The 22418-nt window shown below is 70.1% G+C and carries 20 protein-coding genes; 3 read left to right on the forward strand and 17 right to left on the reverse strand.

Features of this window, described 5'->3' with window-relative positions:
- Positions 1 to 97: 97 nt before the first annotated feature.
- From DVW87_RS04510 to DVW87_RS04560, 12 genes are all read right to left on the reverse strand, one after another.
- On the reverse strand, positions 98 to 2908 hold the full coding sequence (locus tag DVW87_RS04510; RefSeq protein WP_114686518.1) for a DUF3857 domain-containing protein: 2811 nt from the start codon (positions 2906 to 2908) through the stop codon (positions 98 to 100).
- Positions 2909 to 3352: 444 nt separating this feature from the next.
- Positions 3353 to 3505 carry a hypothetical protein gene (locus DVW87_RS18015; protein WP_181814718.1) on the reverse strand — a complete coding sequence of 51 codons (153 nt, stop codon included), beginning with the start codon at positions 3503 to 3505 and terminating at the stop codon, positions 3353 to 3355.
- A gap of 186 nt (positions 3506 to 3691) precedes the next feature.
- Entirely contained in the window at positions 3692 to 5611 is a 1920-nt protein-coding gene (gene uvrC, locus DVW87_RS04515) for an excinuclease ABC subunit UvrC (RefSeq protein ID WP_114686519.1), read from the reverse strand.
- Positions 5612 to 5670: 59 nt separating this feature from the next.
- Entirely contained in the window at positions 5671 to 6036 is a 366-nt protein-coding gene (locus DVW87_RS04520; RefSeq protein WP_114686520.1) for a hypothetical protein, read from the reverse strand.
- 120 nt (positions 6037 to 6156) lie between these two features.
- Complete coding sequence (locus DVW87_RS04525) at positions 6157 to 6687, reverse strand: F0F1 ATP synthase subunit B family protein (protein ID WP_114686521.1); 531 nt, start codon at positions 6685 to 6687, stop codon at positions 6157 to 6159.
- Between the two features lie 22 nt (positions 6688 to 6709).
- Positions 6710 to 7204: a F0F1 ATP synthase subunit B family protein gene (locus DVW87_RS04530; protein WP_114686522.1), complete on the reverse strand. Its 495-nt coding sequence runs from the start codon at positions 7202 to 7204 to the stop codon at positions 6710 to 6712.
- A gap of 23 nt (positions 7205 to 7227) precedes the next feature.
- On the reverse strand, positions 7228 to 7458 hold the full coding sequence (locus DVW87_RS04535) for a F0F1 ATP synthase subunit C (protein WP_114686523.1): 231 nt from the start codon (positions 7456 to 7458) through the stop codon (positions 7228 to 7230).
- 46 nt (positions 7459 to 7504) lie between these two features.
- Entirely contained in the window at positions 7505 to 8272 is a 768-nt protein-coding gene (locus tag DVW87_RS04540; protein WP_181814754.1) for a F0F1 ATP synthase subunit A, read from the reverse strand.
- Positions 8273 to 8292: 20 nt separating this feature from the next.
- Positions 8293 to 8580 (reverse strand): AtpZ/AtpI family protein, encoded by a 288-nt coding sequence (locus DVW87_RS04545; protein ID WP_114686525.1) that lies wholly within the window; start codon positions 8578 to 8580, stop codon positions 8293 to 8295.
- A gap of 176 nt (positions 8581 to 8756) precedes the next feature.
- Positions 8757 to 9128 (reverse strand): YdbL family probable chaperone protein, encoded by a 372-nt coding sequence (locus DVW87_RS04550; RefSeq protein WP_114686526.1) that lies wholly within the window; start codon positions 9126 to 9128, stop codon positions 8757 to 8759.
- Positions 9128 to 9316, reverse strand: a complete 189-nt coding sequence (locus tag DVW87_RS04555; RefSeq protein ID WP_114686527.1) for a YnbE family lipoprotein — start codon at positions 9314 to 9316, stop codon at positions 9128 to 9130. Before DVW87_RS04555 ends, DVW87_RS04550 begins: the two co-directional genes overlap by 1 nt.
- Entirely contained in the window at positions 9313 to 12435 is a 3123-nt protein-coding gene (locus DVW87_RS04560) for an intermembrane phospholipid transport YdbH family protein (RefSeq protein ID WP_114687068.1), read from the reverse strand. Before DVW87_RS04560 ends, DVW87_RS04555 begins: the two co-directional genes overlap by 4 nt.
- Positions 12436 to 12522: 87 nt before the next feature.
- Here DVW87_RS04560 and radC point away from each other — a divergent pair, with 87 nt between their 5' ends.
- Positions 12523 to 13206 carry a RadC family protein gene (gene radC / locus DVW87_RS04565; RefSeq protein ID WP_114686528.1) on the forward strand — a complete coding sequence of 228 codons (684 nt, stop codon included), beginning with the start codon at positions 12523 to 12525 and terminating at the stop codon, positions 13204 to 13206.
- Between the two features lie 97 nt (positions 13207 to 13303).
- Here radC and DVW87_RS04570 read toward each other — a convergent pair whose 3' ends face one another.
- Complete coding sequence (locus DVW87_RS04570; RefSeq protein ID WP_114686529.1) at positions 13304 to 13894, reverse strand: EF-hand domain-containing protein; 591 nt, start codon at positions 13892 to 13894, stop codon at positions 13304 to 13306.
- Between the two features lie 190 nt (positions 13895 to 14084).
- Between DVW87_RS04570 and purB the strand changes: the two genes are divergently transcribed.
- Together purB and DVW87_RS04580 are read left to right on the forward strand one after the other, a co-directional pair.
- Entirely contained in the window at positions 14085 to 15398 is a 1314-nt protein-coding gene (gene purB, locus DVW87_RS04575) for an adenylosuccinate lyase (RefSeq protein ID WP_114686530.1), read from the forward strand.
- 46 nt (positions 15399 to 15444) lie between these two features.
- On the forward strand, positions 15445 to 16056 hold the full coding sequence (locus DVW87_RS04580) for a hypothetical protein (protein WP_114686531.1): 612 nt from the start codon (positions 15445 to 15447) through the stop codon (positions 16054 to 16056).
- Positions 16057 to 16128: 72 nt separating this feature from the next.
- Here DVW87_RS04580 and DVW87_RS04585 read toward each other — a convergent pair whose 3' ends face one another.
- From DVW87_RS04585 to ftsZ, 4 genes are all read right to left on the reverse strand, one after another.
- Positions 16129 to 16320: a hypothetical protein gene (locus tag DVW87_RS04585; protein ID WP_114686532.1), complete on the reverse strand. Its 192-nt coding sequence runs from the start codon at positions 16318 to 16320 to the stop codon at positions 16129 to 16131.
- A gap of 302 nt (positions 16321 to 16622) precedes the next feature.
- Complete coding sequence (locus DVW87_RS04590; protein WP_114686533.1) at positions 16623 to 17789, reverse strand: deoxyguanosinetriphosphate triphosphohydrolase; 1167 nt, start codon at positions 17787 to 17789, stop codon at positions 16623 to 16625.
- A 16-nt stretch (positions 17790 to 17805) separates the two neighbouring features.
- Entirely contained in the window at positions 17806 to 20637 is a 2832-nt protein-coding gene (locus tag DVW87_RS18280; RefSeq protein WP_239017749.1) for an SPOR domain-containing protein, read from the reverse strand.
- Positions 20638 to 20870: 233 nt separating this feature from the next.
- Positions 20871 to 22376: a cell division protein FtsZ gene (gene ftsZ / locus DVW87_RS04600; RefSeq protein ID WP_114686534.1), complete on the reverse strand. Its 1506-nt coding sequence runs from the start codon at positions 22374 to 22376 to the stop codon at positions 20871 to 20873.
- Positions 22377 to 22418 lie beyond the last annotated feature (42 nt).

The raw sequence follows: 22418 nt of genomic DNA on the forward strand, positions 1-22418 counted from the left end.
GGCGCCTGCCCTTGGCGCGACGCCGGACCTGCCACCGTCTCCGTCCAGCGCCGCCGCCCGGTGTGCGGAAAACCACACAAACGGCGGCAGGAGCAGCTCAGGGCCGGATGCCGAACTTGCCGTAGCGTTCGTCGGACAACGGGTTGATCGCACGCGCGAGCAGCAGGTCGGCATCGCCGGCCGCCGCCTTGCCCATCCGCCGCTGCACCACGCCACGCAGGTAAAGGCTCGCGCCCATCGTCGGCTCGGCGGCCAGCGCCGCGTCCAGGTCCGCCAGCGCATCGTCCATCCGGCCCAGCCGGAAATAGACCATCGCCCGGCTGTCGAGGATTGCCGCGGGATTGTCGGCCAGCTCGATGGCCTTGGTGCAGTCCTTCAGCGCGGTGTCCAGCGCGACGTTCTGCGTGCCCTTGATCCAGCAGCGATCGTTGAGCAGCACCGGGTCGCCCGGCTTCTCCGCCAGCGCCGCCTCCAATGTCGCGAGCGCCGCCTCCTTCTGCCCGTGCTCGGCCTGCAGCGTCGCCTTTTGCGACAAATAGCCCGTCTTGTTCTCGCCGCCGTTCGCGATCTGCTCGTCCAGCAGCGCCAGCGCGCCGGCCACGTCGCCGCCATCGGCCTTGAAGGACGCCATGGAGCCGATCGCCCACACCGAAGCAGGATCGAGCTTCAGCGCGGCCTCGATATCGGCTCGCTGCCTGTCCTTCTGCCCCTGTGCCTCATACAGGCTGGCGCGCGCGAGATAGTCGCCCGCCTGCGGCTCCAGCGCGATCAGCCTGGTCAGGTCCTCGATCGCGCCCTTGCGGTCCAGCGTGCCCACCCGAAAGCTGTAGCGCGAGCGATAGCCGCTCGCCTCCTCCGGGTTCGCCGCGATCGCCTTGGCGAACATCGCCTCGATCGGCTTCAGCGCGCCGCTTTTCGCCGCCGCCAGCGCCACCGCCACCCGCGACGGCGCATCGGCCGGCGCGATCACCCGCAATTGCCGCGCCTTGGCGCCGGCAAAGGCGGTGCGCGCCGCCACCAGATCGGCCGGCGCGATCTCCGCCCCGACAAAATCGAGCCGGTCCTCCACCGTCACCACGCCGTTCGCCAGCCCTGCGCGGCGCGCCACCTGCACGCCGCCCAGCGTCGCGGGCAGCTTCGTGTCGCCTTCCAGCGCATAGCCCGCGCCACCCGCCGGCAGCTTCAGCGTGGTGCGATACACGGCGCTGTTGACCCCGCCGGTGGCCACCGGGATCGCCTGCCATGCGGGCCGCGCTCGGTCGGGCGAGAAGTCGATCTGCGTCACCGCCGTGTCCAGCGACTGGCGATAGCGCTGGCCTTCCTTCTTCCACCGCGTGGTGATGACGCCCGCCGCCGTCACCTTCATGATCGAGGCGGCGGGATCGTAGGCGAGCGCCCAGTCGCCGATCTGCGCCTCGCCGATCGTCTCGGACAGCATGCGCGTGACCATGTCGCGCTTGTCCTTGTCGCTGGCCTGCGCGCCGGCCGCGTTCATCATCTCCGCGAGCTGCCCGCGCACCGTCACGTCGGCATGGAACAGCGTCGGCATGCCGATCCCGGCACTGTCGTCCAGTTGCAGGTCGAGCACCGTGTCCGGCCGGGCATTGGCATGCCGCGCGATCTTGATCAGCTCGGCGCCGGCCGGCCGCACCGGCAGCGCGTTGGCGAACGGCGGCGTGTCGCGCAGGTCGGCCAGCCGCGTGCCGCCGGCCGTGCCGTCCAGCCACAGGCTTTCGCCGTTCACGGTGGCGCGCACGATCACATGGTTGAATGCCCCCGCCCCCGGCAGCCGCTCGGGCACCAGGTCGCCCAGCTGCGCGCTCACCAGCACCGGCTCCGCTTCCACATCCAGGGCGCGCAGCAGCGCCAGCAACAGCAGCGCCTTGGCCTTGCAGTCGCCATAGCGCAGCGTCCAGGTGTCCGCCGGCCGCTGCGGCACGTAGTTGCCGGTGTCCATGCCCATCAGCAGGTAGCGCACCTTGTCCTGCACCAGCGCGAGCGCCTGCGCCGTCCGCGTCATCGGATCGGCCGAGGCCGCCTTGATCCGCGCGACCTCGGCGGCGAGCGGGCTGCCGGGCGCGATCAGCCCCTCGGTGGCGTACAGCGGCGCCATCACCTTCGACACCGCTGCCCAGTTGGCGAACGACGTCGCCTCCAGGATCGGCAGCTTCTGGAAGCGGGTGGGCGCGTCGCCGGGGATCTCCGGCTGCTTGTCCAGCGGCAGCGTGATGGCAAGCTCGCGATAGCCGCCGGGCAGGTCGACCGGCTTTGCGTCCAGCTTGTCGGCATAGGCCTTCCACCGGATGTCCGACTTGGCCGGCCACAACAGGCGCACGCGCGCGAACTGAGAGCGCACCGGCTGGAACATCAGCGGCGCATAGGTCTGCAGGTCGCCCTTCAGCGTGGGGTCGGCCCGCGTGATCGACACCGCCAGGTGCAGCACGTCGCCCACCGCCAGCCCCTGCACCGGCATGGTCGCCGTCAGCATGCCGTCGAGCATGCGCTGCTCCATCCGCTCCTCCCGGCGCAGCACCTGGAACGGTGCGCCGCCCTTCAGCAGGTCGATATGCTCGGCCCCGCGGAGGATCTCCGCCTTGTGCACGATCAGGTCGCCCTGCGCCGGCTGCCACGGCAGCTGGATCGTGCCGATCGCGCCCAGCACCTGCGCGGAGGAAGCGAGCGTCGCCGTCTCCATGTAGGTCCACACCTGCCCGTCCTCCAGCTTCTGCTGGTTGTCCATCACGAGCAGCACCGGCGCGTCCTTGGGCAGTTTCGCCACCTCGATCGGCGGCCCCGCCTTCACCCAGGCGGGCGCAGGCTGATACAGCGGCTTGTCGCTGGCCTGCGCCCCCGAAGCGACAGCCGTGCTCGCGAGCAACAGCCCGGTGACCAACGCCAGACGCTTCATCGTGCAACCCCCTGTTTTTCCCCGCCGCGCAGGATAGCGAAGCCGCTAACGGGGGCAAGCGGAGCCAGCCGACATTTCGCACGAAGGCGAGGCGGAGAAGGTTTGTTCGCGCGAAGACGCGACGACGCGAGGGCGCGAACAAGGTTTGTTCACGCGGAGGCGCGGAGGCGCAGAGGGAGAGAGAGAGAGAGAGAGAGAGAGAGAGAGAGAGAGAGAGAGGATGGGAGTCGACGCGCAAAGCGCGTCAGAAATGCGATGAGGACGGCCACCCGCTCACCCGACACCGAACCTCCTCCGCGCCTCCGCGCCTCCGCGCCTCCGCGTGAACCCTCTTCTTCTGCCCCTTCTCTTCGCGTCTTCGCGCCTTCGCGCCTTCGCGAGAACCCACCCTCCTTGACTGTCGCCAGCTCCACCAAAAATCTTCCGTGTCATCCGCGTGGGGAGTTACCGGAGACCGATCATTCTCCTGAAAAAAGGATCGTCTTCCGTCCTGTTGGAGATGGCATTTGCCAACACGATCTTCCCATCGGCGTTCACGTTGGTCGCGTGGCGCTCCCGAAAATCGGCATGGACGACATAACGATCGATAAGAGGCATGTCCGATCCAGTCAGCTTTGGCTTACCCCCTCCTACCGACCGGGCCTCAACTCACCAGAGCCATTCCCATTTCACCACCCATTTTCGGGACGGCAGCGACCCCAAGCGTCCGTGCGCAAGCGGACGCTCCGCTCTCCACCCGGCACACCCGGTCTTCCGACCCGGGCGGCCCCTCGGGACCACCCCTCACTTCGCGTGGTAGAAATCGTACACCTGCTGCGCCACCGCGGCCGATACGCCCGGCGCCTGCTGCAGGTCCCGCAGGCTCGCGTTGCGCACGGCGCGGGCGGTGCCGAAATGCATCAGCAGCGCCTTCTTGCGGGCAGGCCCGATGCCGGGCACCTCGTCCAGCGGGCTCGCCCCCATCGCCTTGGCGCGCTTCTCCCGGTGCGCGCCGATCACGTAGCGGTGCACTTCGTCGCGCAGCCGCTGGAGGTAGAACAGCACCGGCGCGTTGGTCGGCAGCGTGATCTCGCGGCCGTCGAGCAGGTGGAACACTTCCCGTCCCTCGCGGCCGTGATGCGGCCCCTTGGCCACGCCGACCAGCGGCACGTCCTCGATGCCCAGATCCTCCAGCACGCCGCGCACCGCGTTCAGCTGCCCGCGCCCGCCGTCGATCAGCACCAGGTCCGGCCAGTCGCCGCTGTCGCGGTCCGGGTCCTCCGCCTGGGCGCGAGCGAAGCGCCGCCCGAACACCTCGCGCATCATCGCGAAATCGTCGTCGGTCGCGGCCTGCCTGATGTTGAACTTGCGATACTGGCCCTTGCGAAACCCCTCCGGCCCCGCGACGATCATCGCCCCTAGCGCGTTGGTGCCCTGGATATGGCTGTTGTCGTAGACCTCGATGCGGTTCGGCGGCTCGGGCAGGTCGAACAGGTCGGCCACCTCGCGCAGCAGCCTGGCCTGGGTGGTGGACTCGGCCAGCCGCCGCTCCAGCGCCTCCTGCGCGTTGCGGGTCGCCTGTTCGAGCAGGCGCCGCCGCGTGCCCCGCTGCGGCACCGACAGCTCCACCTTGCGCCCCGCCTGCGCGCTCATCGCCTCGGTCAGCGCCTCCGCCTCGGGCAGCTCGCGGTCGACGAACACGGTGCGGGCGGGCGGCACCTCCTCGTAGAATTGCATGAGGAACAGGCTCAGCACCTCCTCCTCGGGCACGTCGGCGGTATGCGCGGGAAAGAAGCTGCGATGCCCCCAATTCTGCCCGCCGCGGATGAAAAAGGCCTGGATGCCGATCACCCCGTCCTTTGCCGCGAGCGCGAAGATGTCGGCATCGCCCACCCCTTCCGCGTTGATCGCCTGCGTGCCCTGGATGAAGGTCAGCGCCTTCAATCGGTCGCGCAGCACCGCGGCGAGCTCGAAGTCCATGTTCTCGGCCGCCGCCTGCATCTGGTCGCCCAGCTTCGCCTGCACCTTGGTGGACTTGCCGGCGAGGAAGTCCTTGGCGTCCTCGATCAGCTCGGCATAGCCCGCCTGGTCGATGCGGCCGACGCACGGCGCGGAGCAGCGCTTGATCTGGTGCAGCAGGCACGGCCGGTCGCGCGTGCGGAAGAAGCTGTCGGTGCATGACCGCAGCAGGAACAGCTTCTGCAGCGCGTTCAGCGTGTTGTTGACGCTGCCGGCGCTGGCGAAGGGGCCGTAGTAATTGCCCTTCGCCCGCCGCGCGCCGCGATGCTTCTGGATGCGGGGAAAGTCGTGATCGGCACGCAGCAGGATGAAGGGGAAGCTCTTGTCGTCGCGCAGCAGCACGTTGTACGCGGGACGATAGCGTTTGATGAGCTGCGCCTCGAGCAGCAGCGCTTCCGCCTCGTTGTTGGTCGTCACGATCGTCATGGACCGCGTTTGCGAAACCATGCGCTGCAACCGTTTCGGCAGCCGCTCCACCTGGGTGTAGTTCGCCACCCGGTTCTTCAGCGCGCGCGCCTTGCCGACATACAGCACGTCGCCGCGGGCATCCTGCATGCGGTAGACGCCGGGCTTGAGCGGCAGTGTCTTCAGCACGTTGCGGATCGCCGCCACTCCCTCCTTCAGGTCGGGCGTGTCGCCGCTGCCGCGGATGGTGAAGGTGGATTTCTCTTCGTTGAAACGGTCGGGGGCATTCGGGGCGGACATGCCCTGAATCTAGGGATTGGAGGCGCGTTGAGCCAGCACCCCCGACCGGATTTCGACCGTTATTTGATGGCCTTGAAGTCGGCGTCGAGCTTCCGGAGCAGTTCGGGCGTCACCTTGCCGCCGGACATCGGCGCCACCTGGTTGAGGCTCATGCCCTTGAAGCTGTCGTACATCGGATGCTGGGTCAGGTCGCCGCCGAAGTCCTTGTCCAGCACGGCCTTCGCCTTCGGATCGGCGACGATCGCCTCGATCGGCGTGTCCAGCGATACCTTTGCCGCGGCCGACGACGCCGAAGTCGGGGCGGGTGTCGAGGCTGCGGTCGGGGCAGCGCTTGCGGGCGCCGGCGACGGCGCGGGAGCCGCCGTCTGCGCGAATGCGGGAAGTGCGGTCACGGCGAGCAGAACGGCGATAGGAGCACGCTTCATATGGAAATCCCCTCCGGGGAACGGCTGGGAATGCCGTCCGCAGAGGGGATGTAGCCGACCGCCGGTCGCGGCGAAAGCCGTTGATTGGCGAGCCGGCGCGCGCCCGAACGGGCCCGCCGGTCAGTGCGCGCGGGCGATGCCGGCGATGGTGCGGTCGACCAGCGCCTGGTCGGCCGCCGCGTCATGCCGCTCGGCGATGATCGCTGCCGACGCCCGGGCCGCGGCATCGGCCGCACGGGCGCGAACCTCGGCCACCGCCTGGCGCTCGGCCGCGGCGATCTTGTCCTCCGCCATTTGTTGGCGGCGGGCGATCAGATCGGCCGCATCGGCCTCCGCCTTGGCCAGGAGCGCGCGCGCTTCCGCCTCGGCATGTTCGACAATGGCGGCGGCATCGCCCCGGCTTGCCGTGTTGCGGGCCTGCGCCTCGGCGAGCGCCGCTTCCGCCTCGCGGCGCAGCGTGGACGCCTCGTCCAGCTGCCGCCGGATCGCATCGATCTGGCCGTCGAGCATGCGGGCGATCAGCGCCGGCACCTTCTGCCACAGCGCGATGCCCACCACGATCAGCATCGCCAGCGCCACCCAGCCCGGGGCCGAGATGCCCAGCGCGGTCGGCTCGTGGTGCAGCTCGGCGGTGCCGGTCCGGGCGATCATGGCGCCGTGTCCTGTCTCAGGATTAGCCATGCGCCAGTTCCGCCTTTACCTTCTGCTCCGCCACGGCCCGGTCGATCGTCACGCCCGAAAGCTTGGCGACGATCTCGGTTACCGCATCGGCGGTGGCGCCTTCGATCTCCGCCAGGGCGGAGCGCTTGGTGGCGGCGATGCGCGCCGCCGCCTCGCTGGCGCGGGCCTCGGCCGCCGCATCGGCGGCCTTCACCCGCGCCTCGGCCGCGGCGCTCGCCTGCGCCTTGGCCTCGCCCGTCAGTTGCAGGGCGCGGGAGCGACCGGAGTCCAGCCCGCGCTGATAGGCTTCCTCGTCACCGCGCACCTTGTCGCGCGCGGCCTGCGCCGCGGCCAGGTCACCGGAGATGCGGGCGCTGCGATCTTCCATCGTGCGCTCGATCTTGGGGACCATGGCCTTGCCGATCCCGAAATAGATGAGCGCGAACACGATCGCGAGCCAGAAAGCCTGCGACGCGTAGATCTCGCCGATCTGGGATAGCTGCGGCATAAACGAACCTCCTCTTGCGTCGCTTAGCGGACGACGAAGAGGATCAGGACCGCGACCACGAACGAGATCAGGCCCAGGAGCTCGGCACCGGCGAAGCCGATGAACAGGCGGCCCTGCTGGCTGTCGGCCGCGCCCGGGTTGCGCAGCGCGCCTTCGAGATACTTGGCGAACACGTTGCCCACGCCCAGCGCAGCCAGGCCGCAGCCGATCGCCGCAAGGCCGGCACCGATGTAAACCGCAGCAAGATCAGTCATTTCAAAACTCCCAGGAAAACGAACGATTATCTTTGTGTCTTCGAACTCAGTGCAGGTGCACCGCGTCGTGAAGGTACAGCGAGGTGAGCAGCGCGAACACATAGGCCTGGATCGCACAGACCAGCAGTTCCAGCGCCGACACGCCGATGATCATGGCCATGCTGGCGATCCACACCAGCCAGCCGATCGGGCTGCCGCTGGTGCCGGCCGACATGCCCTGCACGGCGAAGCTGCCGAACACCTCGAGCAGGATGTGCCCCGCGGTCATCGCCACGAACAGTCGCAGGCCCAGGCTGAACGGGCGCACCATGAACGAGATGAACTCGACCGGCACGATCACCGGCATCAGCCAGCCGGGCGCGCCGTGCGGCACGAACAGCGAGAAGAACTTGAAGCCATGTTTGGCCAGGCCGACGAACAGCACGATGCCGAACGACACGAACGCCAGCACCGCGGTGACGGTGATGTGGCTGGTCACGGCGAACGTGTGCAGGCCGGGGATCACCGCCAGCGGCAGGATGCCGACCAGGTTGGCGAACAGGATGAAGAAGAACAGCGAGAAGATGTACGGCGCGAACTTCTTGCCGCCCTTGCCGATGTTCACCTGCACCAGATTGTCGATGAAGCCCACGGCGCCCTCGACCATCATCTGCCAGCGGCCGGGCACCAGCTGCCGCTTCATGCCCCCGGACATGAACAGCGCCAGCAGCACGAACACCACCACCATGAACAGGGCGGAATTGGTGAACGACACGTCGTAGCCGAACAGCGACAGGCGCTGGCCGAAGATCGGCGCCACCTCGAACTGTTCCATCGGATTGATCTTGCCGGCGCTCACTCCGCGCGCTCCTGTGAAATGCGGTAGATGTTGCGGCCCGCCACGACGATCGACAGCACGAGCAGGACCAGGAAGCACCAGGGAAACGTGCCGAACCACTTGTCCAGCGCCCAGCCGATGATGCCCCCGCCCAGCGGCGCGCCGATCAGCTCCGCCAGCACGCGCGACCCTTGCGAATAGCCCTTCGCAGGGGGCGCCGGCGTTGCGCCCGCGCGCACGTCCTCGGCCGCACGCGCCCGGGCGATGCGGTTGTCGAGATCGTGAAGGGGCGAATCGTCGGCCAAGCGGCAGTTCCTGATAAGAAAACGTCGCCGGAAACACCGGCGACGGGGCGAACAGCCGGGGATCGAAAGACCCCCGTTCGACAGGCGTTTAGGAACAGCACCGGGTCAAGTCAACCGGCGTGCGACCGCTCCGGCCCGATCGCCGGAGCAACCCGCTGCTTCCGCTGCAACCCAGGCTAGAGGCAGCGCGGATCCCGCTCCGGCGCGGCGCCCGTGCGGGTCTTCCACTCGCCCGCCGGGGTGCGGTATTTCTCGCCCGGCTGCGTCTGCTGGATGAGGTTGCAGCCAAAGGTGAACGCCTGATCCGCCACCGTCACGTTGGCCGCCTGCGCCTTTTCGGTATAGGTCGCCTTCCGCTGGATGTTGATCTGGTTCACCAGCGCCCGCAGCGAGGCGGAGGGCGTGCCGACGAACCCCAGATAGCCGTCCGGCTGCTCGCCGATCTCGCCCGCCGCGCGCGCCGCCTGATAGGCGGGATCGCGCTGCGCCAGCGCCGGTGCCGCCGCAGCGGCCAGCAGGGCCATGCCTGTGAGGAGAAGGTGCTTCATCAGAAGATCCCCGGATTTTCCTTGATGGTCGCCTTTGCCTCGCCGTCGAGACGGTAGACGACCTCCTGTTTGACGTTGATGTTGAGGTTGATCTCGATCGGCTTGTCCGGCGCCGAAACGTTGACGCATCCGCCCCCGCCCGTCGCCACCAGCACCGCCAGGACTCCCCGCATCACGCAATTGTTCATGGCACAGTCCTGCTTTCCTTGGGCTGAACGGGCAAGCCCTCCCGTTGCTGTTGCTGCATCAGCGTCGGCAGATTGCGCTCCACCAGGCGGCGCGGATCGTAGAAGCCTTGCGCCGAATCGAGCAGCTGCCGGAAAGGCGCGGCGATCTTCACGTTGAACACGAGCGGCAGCCGTTGCAGCCGGCGGATCAGGAAGTTGCTCTTCGCGCCCTCCCCCTGGCTCACCCCGGCGAAGCGCACGGCGGTGATCATCTCGCCGTCGAGCGGCCCGTTCATCACGATGTCGAGGCTCCGATACCGCAGCGAGCGCAGCGCCTGGAACGCCAGATTGCCCCAAACGCCCAGGTCCTCCCGGGTCAACTCGCCCAGATACGCGATCGAGCCCCCGCCGGGGCGCACCACCAGATGCCCCTGCTCGATCCGCCCGCCGCGCGTGTCGAACACCATCGGCAGCGTGCCGTCGAAGGTGCCGGTCGCATCGAGGTTCTCGAAATCGAACTGCTGGAGGAACTGGCGGGCGTTCACGCCCGTGGCGGTGAAGGTCATGCGCCGCTCGGCCGACTGCCCGAAGTCGAGCAGCGTCGGCTCCAGCACCAGCGCGCCGCCGGCAAACGGCCAGCGCCCTTCCTCGACGCGGACGCGCGCATTGGACAGCGTCTGAAGGCGGATCGTGCCGTCCGTCACGGCGATGCCGGGGTTCACGCTGGCGATCGTCACCACCTGCCCCGGTGCGCTTTCCAGCGCGAGGAGATCGGTGAAGCGGATCGTGCCGCTGATCCCCTGTGCGGGGCCGAAGGCGGCGGCCAGGTTCATGCCCGCCGTGGAGAAGGTGCCGTCGCTCGTCACGCCCTCCCCGCTCCACCGGATATGCCCTGCGCCCTTCACGATGCCGTCGACATCGGCGATCACGCCCCTGGTCAGCGGCGTCAGGTCGGTCGGTTGCAGGCCCTTGGGGGTGAAGGAGATGCCGGGCACGTCGAGATCGGCCCGGCCCTGCCCGCTGCCCAGATCGTGCCGGATGGCGACACCGGCCACGGATGCACCGCCTGTGGTGACCAGACGCCCCTGCGCCTCGATCCGGTTGTCGGCCAGCGTCATCGTGACGCCCTGCCCCTGCATCGGGACGAAGCGCGGCGACGCGGTGTTGGCGTCGGAGACGGCCAGCGACGCCGAGGTGGTGAAAGCGCCGCCGCGCAGCCGCCAGGTGCCGGCGGCTTCCGACAGCAGGAGCGGCACGTTGCCGATCTGGCCTCCCCCGCCGTCATAGGAGCCCGACAGCGTCGCCGCCGAGCCCGCAACCGTGGCGAAGGCGAGCCGCGTTTCGCGGTCCGGCGCGCCTAGGCGAACGCCGAGCCGCTCCACCGCGAACGTCCGGTCCGCCAGGCGCAACCGCCCGCCCGCGGCCTCGATCCGCAACGGGCTGGAGCCGATGCTCCCCGCCAGCCGCAGCGCGCCCAGCCGTGCGCCGCCCCCGATCCGGCCGGCCTCCACCCGCACCAGCGCGCCGTCGAGCGGGCAAAGCATGGTTCGCGTCGCGGCCAGGCGCAGGCCGGACAGGGCGAAGCGCTCGAACGACAGCGGCGCGCAATCGGCGTTAACCACCAGACGCCGCCCACCGTCCCATATCGCATCCACCGGCACGCGCAGCCCGTCCACCCGCCCACCCGGAAGCGGTCCGCTCAGGGTCACCGTCGTGCGCACATGCGTGTTGCCGCGCGGCGTGGCGGTGAAGCGGACCGGATCGAGGGCAAGACGCGCGCCGTTCGTCGCATAGGGCGCCACCTCGGCCACGCCCGACACCGGCCCGCCCGCTTCCGCTTGCCGCAGCGACAAGGCCACCGCCGGCAAGCCGCCGCCGCGCAGGTCCATCCGGCCGTTCAGCCGCACGCGGCCTTGCGAAATCCGGAACGGCCCGGCGGCCGTGACCTGCGCGCCCGATGCCGCCGACAGGCGCGCGGCGGCGATCTCCACGGCTCCGGCATTTCCGGTCAGGTCGGCCTGCAGGTCGAACCGGCGGCCCGCCGCGCGAACGGCTGCGTCGGCCCGGGCTGCGAGCGGCGCCAGCGGCGTGCCCTGCGCCGCTCCGCCGAGATCGGGCACGCGGTCCAGCCATGCGCGTGGCAGGGCCGCATCCCGCACGGCCAGGTGCAAGGGCCGCTCGCCGCCCACGCGCACGCCGCTCCCGCTGCTCCAGGCTATGGGACCGCGCACCGTCGCCCCACCGCCTCGCACCCCTGCGGCCGCCCATCGGCCCGAGGCAAGGGACATATCGGCAGCCACCTCTGCGGCACTGCCGCTCGCCTGGATCGTGCCGGCAATCGCCTGCGCATCCCCCTGCGGCATGGCAAAGCCCGCCAGCGCGACTTCGGCCTGCCCGGCGAAGCGGCGGAGCGTCGCGTCGGTCGAAAGCCGCAGGCTCGCCGCCAGCCCGCGCAGGCGGGTGCTGCCGCAGGCAGCGGCGGCCGTGCGCAGCGGCCCGACGAAACGCGGGGCGCCGCGCGAGGTTCGCACGTCTCCCGCCAGCGAGACGTTCTGCGCCGAGCACGCCCCCGCCTCCAGCCGATCCGAGACGAGCGCCAGCGTCCCAGCGAAGCCATCGTCCATCCGCCCGCGCCCGCTCGCCTTCAGGCCGATCGCGCCCGCCGGCGTCTCCAGCCGCATTCGCGCGTCGCCTACGTCAAGGTAGATCGCCGGCAGCGAGAAGCCCCTGCCGGGCGCAGTCGAGGCGGGGATCAGCCGATCCAGCGCGCCCAGCGACAATCGCCCGTTCGCCCACCGCCCACGCAGGCGGACACGCCCCGCACGGAGGTCCGGCACCGACAGGCCGGACAGCGTCAGCCGGGTGCGCACCTCCACCCAGTCGGCGACCAGATCGGGTGCCGCGGGATCGCCGATCACCACGTCCTCCAGCCGCTGCCGGGAAAGCCCCAGGTCGACGATCCGGTATCGCGCGGGAATATGATGCGCGGCAAGGTAACGGTCCACGTACCGTGCGGCGATCGGCCTGCGCGCCATCCAGGCGACCGCGAGGATCGCCACCACCAGCAGCACAAGGACAAGCACCGCCCGGCCCACGACGCGGCGGCGGGAGCGAACGGGGGCGGCGTGCTCGGTCTCCATCACGCGCCCGGCAATCCCGTTCTGCTCCTTCGCAACCGTCACGGCATCATTGCACGGCCGGCCCGGCAAATCTAATCGTTACGCCCTATGAACGGTTCCGAGCCCGACAATAGCGGCCATCGCGCCCGGTTGCGTCAGCGGCTGGCCGATGGCGGCGGCGACGCACTGCTCGATCACGAGCTGATCGAGTATCTGCTCGCGCTGGCGATCCCGCGCCGCGACACCAAGCCGCTCGCCAAGCGGCTGCTCGACGAGTTCGGCGGCATTGCCGGGCTGCTGACGGCGGATACCGGCGAGCTGAAGCGGGTGGAGGGGCTCGGCGAGACGTCGATCGCCGCGCTCAAGATCGCGCAGGGTGCCGCCATCCGCCTCGTCCAGTCGCCGGTGAAGACGCGACCGATCCTGTCCAACTGGCAGGCGCTGCTCGACTATCTGCGCGCCGACATGGCGCATCATCCGATCGAGCGGATCCGCGTGCTGCACCTCAATACCAAGAACATGCTGATCCGCGACGAGCTGGTCGCCGAGGGCTCGATCGACGCCGCCCCGCTTTACGTGCGCGAAGTGGTGAAGCGGGCGCTGGAGCTGAGCAGCGCCGCCCTGATCCTGGTTCACAACCATCCCAGCGGCGATCCGTCGCCCAGCAAAGCGGACATCGACCTCACCCGCAACGTGGCGGAGGCCGGCAAATGGCTGGGCGTCGCGGTGCACGATCACATCATCATGGGCACCAGCGGGCACGTCTCGCTACGCGCCAAGGGGCTGATCTGAGGGGCATCGGCAAGCAACCGGACTTGGCGCGTCCGGAGACACAGAACGGCCGCCGCACCCATCGGTACGGCGGCCGCTCCTGAGACAGAAGCCTCGCTTAGCCGGCTTGCGACAGGAAGCCTTGCAGCTCGGTCTTGCTCACCGACTTGCTCTTGTCCTTGTCCGCCTGGGCGAAGGCCTGGCCCGCCCACGTCCTGGTGGCAGGATCGTCGGCCTTGGCGTTCGGATCGCTGGCGCTCTTCAACGCCACCATCCACGCGCCGAACTCGGTGCTGCTGAGCGAGCCGTTGCCGTCCTTGTCGTAAGACGGGAATTCGGCCTGCACCACCTGCGCGACCTGATCGGCCTTGTTCACCGGCGCAGCGGACGATTGCGGCGAGCCCGGCGTCGCTCCGGTGGTCGCCCCCGAACTGCTTGGCGTGTCGGTGGTCTGGGCATTGTCCGTCGCCGCCGATGGCGAGGCGGGCGTGGCGCCGGTTGCCGGGTTCGCCGGCACCTGCTGCGTCGGCGCGGTGGCGCTGTCCGGGGCGGGCGGCGCCGAGTCGCCGCCGATGGGCGCGCGCCCCGGCGTGCCCTGCTGCTGCGGCGCGGCAGTTGTAGCGCCAGCCGATCCGCCGGGCGTCTGGCTCTGCGCAAGAGCAGGAGCAGCAACCGTCATGGCGCCGGCAAGAAGAACATATTTCAGCATGACCTCTCTCCGTCTGATCTACTGTTGTGCAACTGAAGGCTGATGAGGCCAGCACTTCATCGCGTTTGCCTCAATTCAACCATCAACTGTGTATTTGGGTTCCCCCCAGCCGATTTGAACCCTCGTCCCGTCCCTGCTAACCCCCGCTTCGTCCGATTGGCGTCGCCTTCCACTTTTCCAAGGATTTCCGATGGTTCCTCGTTACTCGCGCCCTGCCATGACGGCGATCTGGACCCCGGAAGCGCGGCTCCGCATCTGGTTCGAGATCGAGGCCCATGCCACGCAGGCGCTGGCCGATCTCGGCGTGGTGCCGGCTTCCGCCGCGCAGGCGCTGTGGGACTGGTGGAGGACGGAGCCGGCGATCGACGTGGAGGCGATCGACGCGATCGAGGCGGTCACCAAGCATGACGTGATCGCCTTTCTCACCTGGGTCGCCGAGCAGGTGGGCGACGAGGCGCGCTTCATGCACCAGGGCATGACCTCGTCCGACGTGCTCGACACCACCCTGGCGGTGCAGCTCGCGCGCGCCGCCGACATCCTGCTGGCCGATCTCGACGCGCTGCTCGCGGTGCTGGAGCGGCGGGCGATGGAGCACAAATACACGCCCACCATCGGCCGCAGCCACGGCATCCATGCCGAGCCGGTGACGTTCGGCCTGAAGCTGGCACAGGCGCATGCCGAGTTCGCGCGCAACCACGAGCGGCTGGTTCATGCCCGGGCGGACATCGCCACCTGCGCCATCTCCGGCGCGGTGGGCACCTTCGCCAACATCGACCCGCGCGTGGAGGCGCATGTCGCGGAGAAGATGGAGCTGGCGGTGGAGCCCGTCTCCACCCAGGTGATCCCGCGCGACCGGCATGCCATGTTCTTCGCCACGTTGGGCGTGATCGCCTCCTCCATCGAGCGGCTGGCCACCGAGGTGCGCCACCTGCAGCGGACCGAGGTGCTGGAGGCGGAGGAGTATTTCTCGCCCGGCCAGAAGGGGTCGTCGGCCATGCCGCACAAGCGCAACCCCGTGCTCACCGAGAACCTCACGGGGCTTGCCCGCATGGTGCGCGGCTATGTGACGCCCGCGCTGGAAAACGTCGCCCTGTGGCACGAGCGCGACATCTCGCACTCGTCGGTGGAGCGCTATGTCGGGCCGGACGCCACGATCACGCTCGATTTCGCGCTCGCGCGGCTCACCGGGGTGATGGACAAGCTCGTCATCTATCCCGAGCGGATGCAGAAGAATCTCGACCGGATGGGCGGTCTCGTCCACTCGCAGCGCGTGCTGCTCGCCCTCACCCAGGCAGGCGTCAGCCGCGAGGACGCCTATCGCCTCGTTCAACGCAACGCGATGAAGGTGTGGGAATCGGACGGCCGGCTGTCGCTGCTCGACCTGCTCAAGGCGGACCCCGACGTCACCGCCGCGCTCCCGCCCGCCGAGATCGAGGCACGGTTCGACCTCGGCTACCACTTCAAGCATGTGGACACGATCTTCGCCCGGGTGTTCGGCAGTTAGGCGGGCCTTCACGATGGCGCGCTAGGGTGGCGACGGAAGGAACCGCATGAAGAAACCGCAAACCGTCGCCAAGCTCGTCGAACTCGGCCGGGTGCAGCTGTCGCAGGGCTTTCTCCTGCGCGACTTCCTGTATTCGGAGATCGCGGCCATGCACGGCCTGTCCAACGTGCCCGACGATCCGGACCTGGCGATCGCCGCCGGCACGCGCCTGTGCACCGACCTGCTCGAACCCCTTCGGGAGGCGTTCGGGCCGTTGCAGATCGTGTCCGGCCTGCGCACCGCCGAGGTGAACGCGCTGGGCGCCGCCAAGGCCTATGGCCCCGCGTCGAACGAGCGCTCGCTGGCAGGCCATATCTGGGACAAGCGCGACGCGGCGGGGCAGATGGGCGCCACCGCCGGCATCATCGTTCCCGCCTTTGCCGATCGTTTCACCGCGCCGGACGACTGGAAGCGGCTGGCCTGGTGGATCCATGACCACCTGCCCTATTCGTCGATGGAGTTCTTTCCGCAGCGCTGGATGCTCCACCTGCAATGGCACGAAAAGCCGCTGCGCATGATCTACAGCCACATTCCGGAGGCGCGCGGCTACCTGACCCGGCCGGGCATGCCCGGGCATGACGGCGACCACCGGGAATATTGGAGTACGCTCATCGGGTGACCGCGGGCGGCCGGGCGCGACCCTCTGCTCCGAGTTCGCGGCGGCACCCCGACCGGTCGCTTTCGCCGTCCGTCAGCGACGGCGGTCGGCTTCCTCTTCGATCATCCGGTGTCCCGCGGCCTCGGCGGCGGCCGCCGCCAGGCGGTTGGCCGTCTCGACGGCGGCCTCCGGCTCCATCTTCACCGCCACCGCATCCGGCCCTTTGACCAAAACATGGCCATCTTCGGCCGTCACCGTGCTGGGCTCTTTCTCGACCTCGGGCATTTCCGGCCTTCCTGACTATATCCTCCGATACCGTGGAGGCGGATCAAGCGACGGATACCAACGCGCCGGCAGCCGGGCGGTTCAGTTTCGCCGCCGGGCGTCCCTGCCCGCGGCTTCGGCGGCGCGCTCCAGGAGAAACTGGGACAATCCCGATGCGCGTTCCGGTGTGAGCGTGGGAACACGGTCCTGTCCGCGCATCGGCATCAGGCCATCCCGCGCCACGACATGGTTGGGCAGCTCACCGGAACAGCATATGGCGACACGCCGCGCGCCAACCCAGGTTCAAGTCAGGGCGGGGTCGGTCAGAACCCGTCCGGCAGGTCGATCGGGCCGACCAGCTCGCGGTAGCGGGCGATGGCATAAAGGTCGGTCATGCCGGCGATGAAGTCGGCGATGTGCCGGCTGCGCCAGGGCTCCTCGGGCGGCAGCCGCTCCGCCCAGCCTTCCGGCAGGCGGCGCGGATCGTCGCGATAGGCGGAAAACAGGCCGGCGACGATGCCGTGCGCGGCCTGCGCGGCGGCAAGCTGCACGGGATGGTGGTAGAGATTGGCGTACATGAAGCGCTTCAGATCGCGCTCGGCGAGCCGCATTTCCTCGGAGAAACCCGCCAGGCATTGCCCCGCCTCGCGCACTTCGGCCGCGCTCTGCACGTCCGCCGCCCGCACGCGCCGCCGCGTTTCCGCGATCAGGTCGTTGACCATGCGCCCGATCTGCCCGCGGATCAGCTCGCCGACGAGACGCCCGGTTTCCAGGTCGGGAAACCGCCGGCGCACCTCGTCCCACCCGGCCGCCACCACCGGCACGGCCAGGATCTGGTCCAGCGTCAACAGGCCGGCGCGCAGGCCGTCGTCGATGTCGTGATTGTCATAGGCGATGTCGTCGGCGATCGCCGCCACCTGCGCCTCCAGGCTGGACCATTGCGACAGCTCCAGCGGAAAGCCGGCATCCGCCTCGCGCAAGGCCCAGCCGGGGTGCCGCACGGGCCCGTTATGCTTGGCCAGCCCTTCCAGCGTCTCCCAGGTGAGGTTCAGCCCCCGCCAGCGCGGATAGGGGCTGTCCACCTCGCTCAGCACGCGCAGGGTGTGGCCGTTATGGTCGAACCCGCCCTGCTCGCGCAGCGCCGCCTTCAGCGCATCCTCGCCGGCATGGCCGAACGGCGGGTGGCCGATATCGTGCGCCAGGCACAGCGCCTCGGTCAGATCCTCGTTCAGGCCCAGCGTGCGCGCGATGGTGCGCCCGATCTGCGCCACTTCCAGGCTGTGCGTCAGGCGGACACGGAAATGGTCGCCATCGGGCGCCAGGAACACCTGCGTCTTGCCGCGCAGCCGGCGAAAGCTGATCGAGTGGATGATGCGGTCGCGGTCGCGCTGGAAGGCATCGCGCGGCCCCCGCTCGGTCTCGTTCTGTTCCTTGTGCAGGCGACCTCGGCTGGCGTCAGGCCGGCTGGCCCAGGGCGCCCGCCCGGTCATCAGCGCGCCGCCCTGCTCATGGCGTGGGCAGCTTTTCGACCTTCTGGCCGGCCGAACTGGTGAAGGTGAAGGCCGACATGCCCGAGCCGGCGAGCTTGTTGACGAACGCCTGCGCCTCGTCCGCGCTCTTGAACGGGCCGGTGAGCACGCGGTTGGTGGCGCGCAGCGGCGTGGCATAGCCCTGCCGCCCCTTCAGCGCGGGGCTGGACCCCTGCGCCTTCTTCCACGCCTTGGAAAGATCGCCCTGGTTGGCCCCGCCCGCCACCTGCACCCAGTAGCGCTCCGGGTCCGGCTTCGCGACGGGCGCCTTCGCCTTGGCCTTCGCCGCCGCTGCCCGCGTGCGGGACGTCGCCGGCTCGTCCGCCTCGGCCGTGCGCCGCTTGCCGCGCGTGGAGGCGAGCGCCTTGCTCGCGGCCGGCGCATCCTCCTCCTCCGCTGCGGCGCCCTTCGAGCGGGCGGCACCCGCGCCGGGCTTGCTCCTGCCCTTGGCCGCGACGGGCTCCTCCTCCTCCGCTGCGGCTCGCTTGCCGCGCGCTGCGACGGCCGGCGACTTGCCCTTTACCGCCGCATCGTCGCCCGCGTCCTCGACGACGCGCTGCGCCCGCGCCAACCGGCTGCTCGCCGCAGAGGCCAGCGCCTTGCCGCGGGCAGGCCGCGCTGCCGGCTCCTCCGCTTCGCTCGCGCCCCGCGTACCTCGCGCGGAGGGAACCGGATCGGCGGTCGCCACCTTCACCGCGGGCTTGCGCGCCGGAGCCGCTTCCGCGGGCTCGGCAGCGGCGGTGCGCACCGGCGCTGCCGCGGCAACCTGTACCGGCCGGCGTGGCGCCGTGCCTGCCGCCGGAGCCGCTGCGCTTTGCGCCGCAGCGCTCGGCGACACCAGACGTGCGATCACCGTTTCCTCGCTGGCGGCGGCGGTGGCCGTGCCCGCGGCCGGCGCCGTGTCGGCCACAGCGGACGGCGGCACCGCCTCGGCAGCGATACCCGGCTGCGGCGTGGCCGGCGCCACCGCCGCGGCAGCAGACGGCGGCAACGCTTCGCCGGCGGTCCCAGGCTGGGCCGTGGGCGGTGCCACGGCGGCGACCCGCATGTCCGCCTCCGCCGCGGGCGTCGGCGCCTGGGCCAGTGCCTGCACCGCCGCCGCATAGGTCGGCGGCGACGCTGCGGGAGCCGCGGAGGGCGCCCCGCCCGCGCTTCCGCTCGGTGCGGGCGAAGCGGTCGCGGCAGGCGAGAAGCCGGGCTGCGGCAATGCCGCCCTCGCCTGCGCCCCGGGCGCGGGTGCGCCGTTCGCCGGGTTCGGGAGGGACGCACCGGGTGCGGCCCACGGGGAGCGCGCCAGAGTCGCCGGCACGGCTGTCGAAGGGCTTGCGCTCGCTACCTGCGCCGGAGTTGCCGGCTGGATCGGCACCTGCGCGCCGCCGGTCGCTACCCGAACGTTCTGCTCGACCGGCAGCGATCGAACCTGCGTCGCGGCGCCCGTGTTCGATGGCAAGCCCGCCCCCTGAGCGGCACCCGCGACTTGCACCGGCAACGACGGCCGCACGGCCGATTGCACCGGCAACGACGGCCGCGCGGCCGGAGTGGCGGCATAGGGCGGCGCTGCGGCGCGGGACGGCAGGGCGCTGGCCAGTTGCACCGCGCCGCTCCCCTGAACGGGCGACGATGGCGGCGTCACCGGCGAGCCGCTGGTATAGGCGTATTGCCGGGGCGGGTTCGCGGCGGGCGATGCGGGGCCAGTGGACGGTGCCGCCGCAACGCGCACGTTCCGCTCCGGCGGCACCGCCTGCGCGCCGGCAAAGCGCGTCGGCGCAAGCGCAGCCGGCGGAGGAACGGGAACCGGCGCGCTTGCCACTGCATAGCTGGGGGGAGCGGGCAACGGAGCGGGCACCGGCGCCGGCGACTGGCCGGCCAGTTGCACCCGGCCCGGCTTCACCTTGCGGTCCTTCTTTTTCTTGCGCGACGAGACGGCGGCGACCTGCACCGGAACGGACACCGGCGCGGCGCGGGTGGGCGCGACCTCCACCGCGAGTTGCGGCAGCGCCGGCGCCAGCCGCGCGTCGGCGATCCGCTGCGGCGTGGTGCGGACCTCGCCGAAATGCACGGCAAACGCCTTTTCGGCGGGCGACAGCGTCGGCAGGCGTGCGAAGAACGCCTGCATGCCCTGCACCATCGCACCCGGCATCATGCTGCTGGAGATGCGCGTCGCGCCGGACTGGTCGCCGCCCAGCGCCAGGATGAACGCGCGCGTCCGCCAGGCGGCGCGGTCGCTTCGGCGGAGCTGCGCGTCGATCACCTCCAGCGCCGCATCGCGTTGCCCGGCGATCGCCAGCGAGAGCGCGTAGCGACGCTCGGTCTCGTCGTTGCGCCCGCCGGCCAGCGCCAGCTTGTAGTCGCGCTGTGCCCGGCCTTGCTGGCCGACCAGATCCCAGGCGAGCGCGCGGCGTGCGGCGAAGCTGCGCACCGGCCAGCCGGCCCGCTCTGCCTCGGCGAAACGCTGCAACGCCTCGCCCGGACGCTCGCTGGCGACCAGCCAGCCGCCCTGCGCCGCCTTCATCCGCCCATCGTTCGGCAGGATGCGCGAGGCCCGGTCGAGAAAGCCCTTCGCCGCGGTCAGGTCGCCCAGGTCGGTCGTGATCTCGGCGGCGCGGACCAGCGCGGCGACGTTGGTCGGCTCGGTGGCGAGCACGCGCATCTGGGAAGCGAGTTCGTCCGCTTCCGGGTTCTCCGTTTGCTGCACGAACTGCGGCGACGCCGTCTGCGCGGTGGCGGGCGTGGCGATCACAAGCGGCACTGGGCCAAGCGACAGCCCCAGCGCCAGGGCCGAAATACCGGTGAGTCGGGAAGTTCTCATGGGAGTGTCCGTTCTGCCCCGATCCGGTAACCACGACAAGAAGCGGGCATGCGCGGTGCGGCAGGAGGACGCACGTCGGCGACGAAGCGGCACCCGCTAAGCCGTTGCTCTTGCGCCCGAACTCGCCGCCAGACCGCCGCAGCAAACGCTTCCGGCGCAGGACGCGTCATGGTCGTCGGTGCGCCCACGCGCCCTCTCCCGGCCCGCACAAGCGAGCCGGGTTCCGGCCAGGCTTACTGGTTGTTCTGGCGGTGCAAGAAGCGCGGAATGTCGAGACCCTTGTCGTCGCCTTCCTCTTCCTTCGCGGCGCCGCGGGACACGCTGGACATGCGCTCGAACAGCGTGCCGCCCAGCTTCACCTTGGGCGCCGGCGCCGCAGGAACGCCGTCCTCCGCCGCCGAACCCGGCGTCAGCCAGCGGCGACGCGGGCTGGCCGGATCGGCTTCCGCCGCCGGGATCGGTGCCGAAAGATCATCGTCGGCGAAGCTCCGCGCAGGCTCCGGTGCGAGGCTGTCGGCGCCGAGCACCAATTCGTCCTCGTCCGCCGGGGCGGCAAGCGGCGCGGTGGTCTGCGGCGGCGTGGCGACCGGCTGGGCCGGCGTGCGCACCTCTGTGGCCGGCTGCGCGGCGGCGGCCTGTTCCACCTCGGTGATCGCCGACGCGACCGGGATCGAGGACGCGGCGGGCTCTTCCGCGGCCTTCTTCGGCGCGGAGAAGCTGAAGGTGGTGCGGCTGGCGGCCTGGTTCGGCGTCGGCTGCGGCTCGGTGCGGGCAGCCGCCTCGATCCCGGTGGCGACCACCGACACGCGGATGCGGCCTTCCAGGTCCGGGTTGAACGCCGAGCCCCAGATGATGTTCGCGTCCTCGTCCACCAGCTCGCGGATATGGTTGGCGGCCTCGTCCACTTCCAGCAGGCGCATGTCGTCGCCGCCGGTGATGGACACGATCACGCCCTTGGCGCCCTTCATCGACACGCCATCGAGCAGCGGGTTGGCGATCGCCTTCTGCGCCGCCTCGATCGCGCGGCTGTCGCCGGACGCCTCGCCGGTGCCCATCATCGCCTTGCCCATTTCCTGCATCACCGAGCGCACGTCGGCGAAATCGAGGTTGATGAGGCCGGGCATCACCATCAGGTCGGTGATGCCGCGCACGCCCTGTTGCAGCACCTCGTCCGCCATCAGGAACGCCTCCTTGAAGGTGGTGTTCGCATTGGCGACCAGGAACAGGTTCTGGTTGGGGATGACGATCAGCGTGTCGACATACTTCTGCAGCTCCTCGATGCCGGCGTCCGCGCTCTTGGCGCGACGATTGCCCTCGAAGGCGAACGGCTTGGTGACGACGCCCACGGTGAGGATGCCCATGTCCCGGGCCGCCTTGGCGATGACCGGGGCCGCGCCGGTGCCGGTGCCGCCGCCCATGCCGGCAGCGATGAACACCATGTGGCTGCCTTCGAGCTGCTTGGCGAGGCTGTCGATCGTCTCCTCGGCGGCGGCCTTGCCGATCTCCGGCCGGCTGCCCGCGCCCAGGCCTTGCGTGATCTTGGCGCCCAGCTGGATGCGATGCGGCGCCACCGACTGCTTCAGCGCCTGCGCATCGGTGTTGGCCACCAGGAACTCGACGCCCTGCACGTCGGCCTGCATCATGTTCGCAATGGCGTTGCCGCCCGCACCGCCGACGCCGATCACGGTGATCCGCGGGGTCAGCTCATCCACCTCGGGCGGCAGAAATTCGATGCTCATGGTCTTTTTCTCCACCGGGGCCCCACCCCCGTCGAAACAGGT

It is taken from the genome of Sphingomonas aracearum (genome assembly GCF_003345355.1).
In the GTDB taxonomy this organism is placed as follows: Bacteria; Pseudomonadota; Alphaproteobacteria; order Sphingomonadales; family Sphingomonadaceae; genus Sphingomonas; species Sphingomonas aracearum.

Coding starts and splice junctions, on each gene's coding strand:
- DVW87_RS04510 (WP_114686518.1), bottom strand. CDS start 2,908: ATGAAGCGTCTGGCGTTGGTCACCGGGCTGTTGCTCGCGAGCACGGCT.
- DVW87_RS18015 (WP_181814718.1), bottom strand. CDS start 3,505: ATGCCTCTTATCGATCGTTATGTCGTCCATGCCGATTTTCGGGAGCGC.
- uvrC (WP_114686519.1), bottom strand. CDS start 5,611: ATGTCCGCCCCGAATGCCCCCGACCGTTTCAACGAAGAGAAATCCACC.
- DVW87_RS04520 (WP_114686520.1), bottom strand. CDS start 6,036: ATGAAGCGTGCTCCTATCGCCGTTCTGCTCGCCGTGACCGCACTTCCC.
- DVW87_RS04525 (WP_114686521.1), bottom strand. CDS start 6,687: ATGATCGCCCGGACCGGCACCGCCGAGCTGCACCACGAGCCGACCGCG.
- DVW87_RS04530 (WP_114686522.1), bottom strand. CDS start 7,204: ATGCCGCAGCTATCCCAGATCGGCGAGATCTACGCGTCGCAGGCTTTC.
- DVW87_RS04535 (WP_114686523.1), bottom strand. CDS start 7,458: ATGACTGATCTTGCTGCGGTTTACATCGGTGCCGGCCTTGCGGCGATC.
- DVW87_RS04540 (WP_181814754.1), bottom strand. CDS start 8,272: ATGGAACAGTTCGAGGTGGCGCCGATCTTCGGCCAGCGCCTGTCGCTG.
- DVW87_RS04550 (WP_114686526.1), bottom strand. CDS start 9,128: ATGAAGCACCTTCTCCTCACAGGCATGGCCCTGCTGGCCGCTGCGGCG.
- DVW87_RS04555 (WP_114686527.1), bottom strand. CDS start 9,316: ATGAACAATTGCGTGATGCGGGGAGTCCTGGCGGTGCTGGTGGCGACG.
- DVW87_RS04560 (WP_114687068.1), bottom strand. CDS start 12,435: ATGGAGACCGAGCACGCCGCCCCCGTTCGCTCCCGCCGCCGCGTCGTG.
- radC (WP_114686528.1), top strand. CDS start 12,523: ATGAACGGTTCCGAGCCCGACAATAGCGGCCATCGCGCCCGGTTGCGT.
- DVW87_RS04570 (WP_114686529.1), bottom strand. CDS start 13,894: ATGCTGAAATATGTTCTTCTTGCCGGCGCCATGACGGTTGCTGCTCCT.
- purB (WP_114686530.1), top strand. CDS start 14,085: ATGGTTCCTCGTTACTCGCGCCCTGCCATGACGGCGATCTGGACCCCG.
- DVW87_RS04580 (WP_114686531.1), top strand. CDS start 15,445: ATGAAGAAACCGCAAACCGTCGCCAAGCTCGTCGAACTCGGCCGGGTG.
- DVW87_RS04585 (WP_114686532.1), bottom strand. CDS start 16,320: ATGCCCGAGGTCGAGAAAGAGCCCAGCACGGTGACGGCCGAAGATGGC.
- DVW87_RS04590 (WP_114686533.1), bottom strand. CDS start 17,789: ATGACCGGGCGGGCGCCCTGGGCCAGCCGGCCTGACGCCAGCCGAGGT.
- DVW87_RS18280 (WP_239017749.1), bottom strand. CDS start 20,637: ATGAGAACTTCCCGACTCACCGGTATTTCGGCCCTGGCGCTGGGGCTG.
- ftsZ (WP_114686534.1), bottom strand. CDS start 22,376: ATGAGCATCGAATTTCTGCCGCCCGAGGTGGATGAGCTGACCCCGCGG.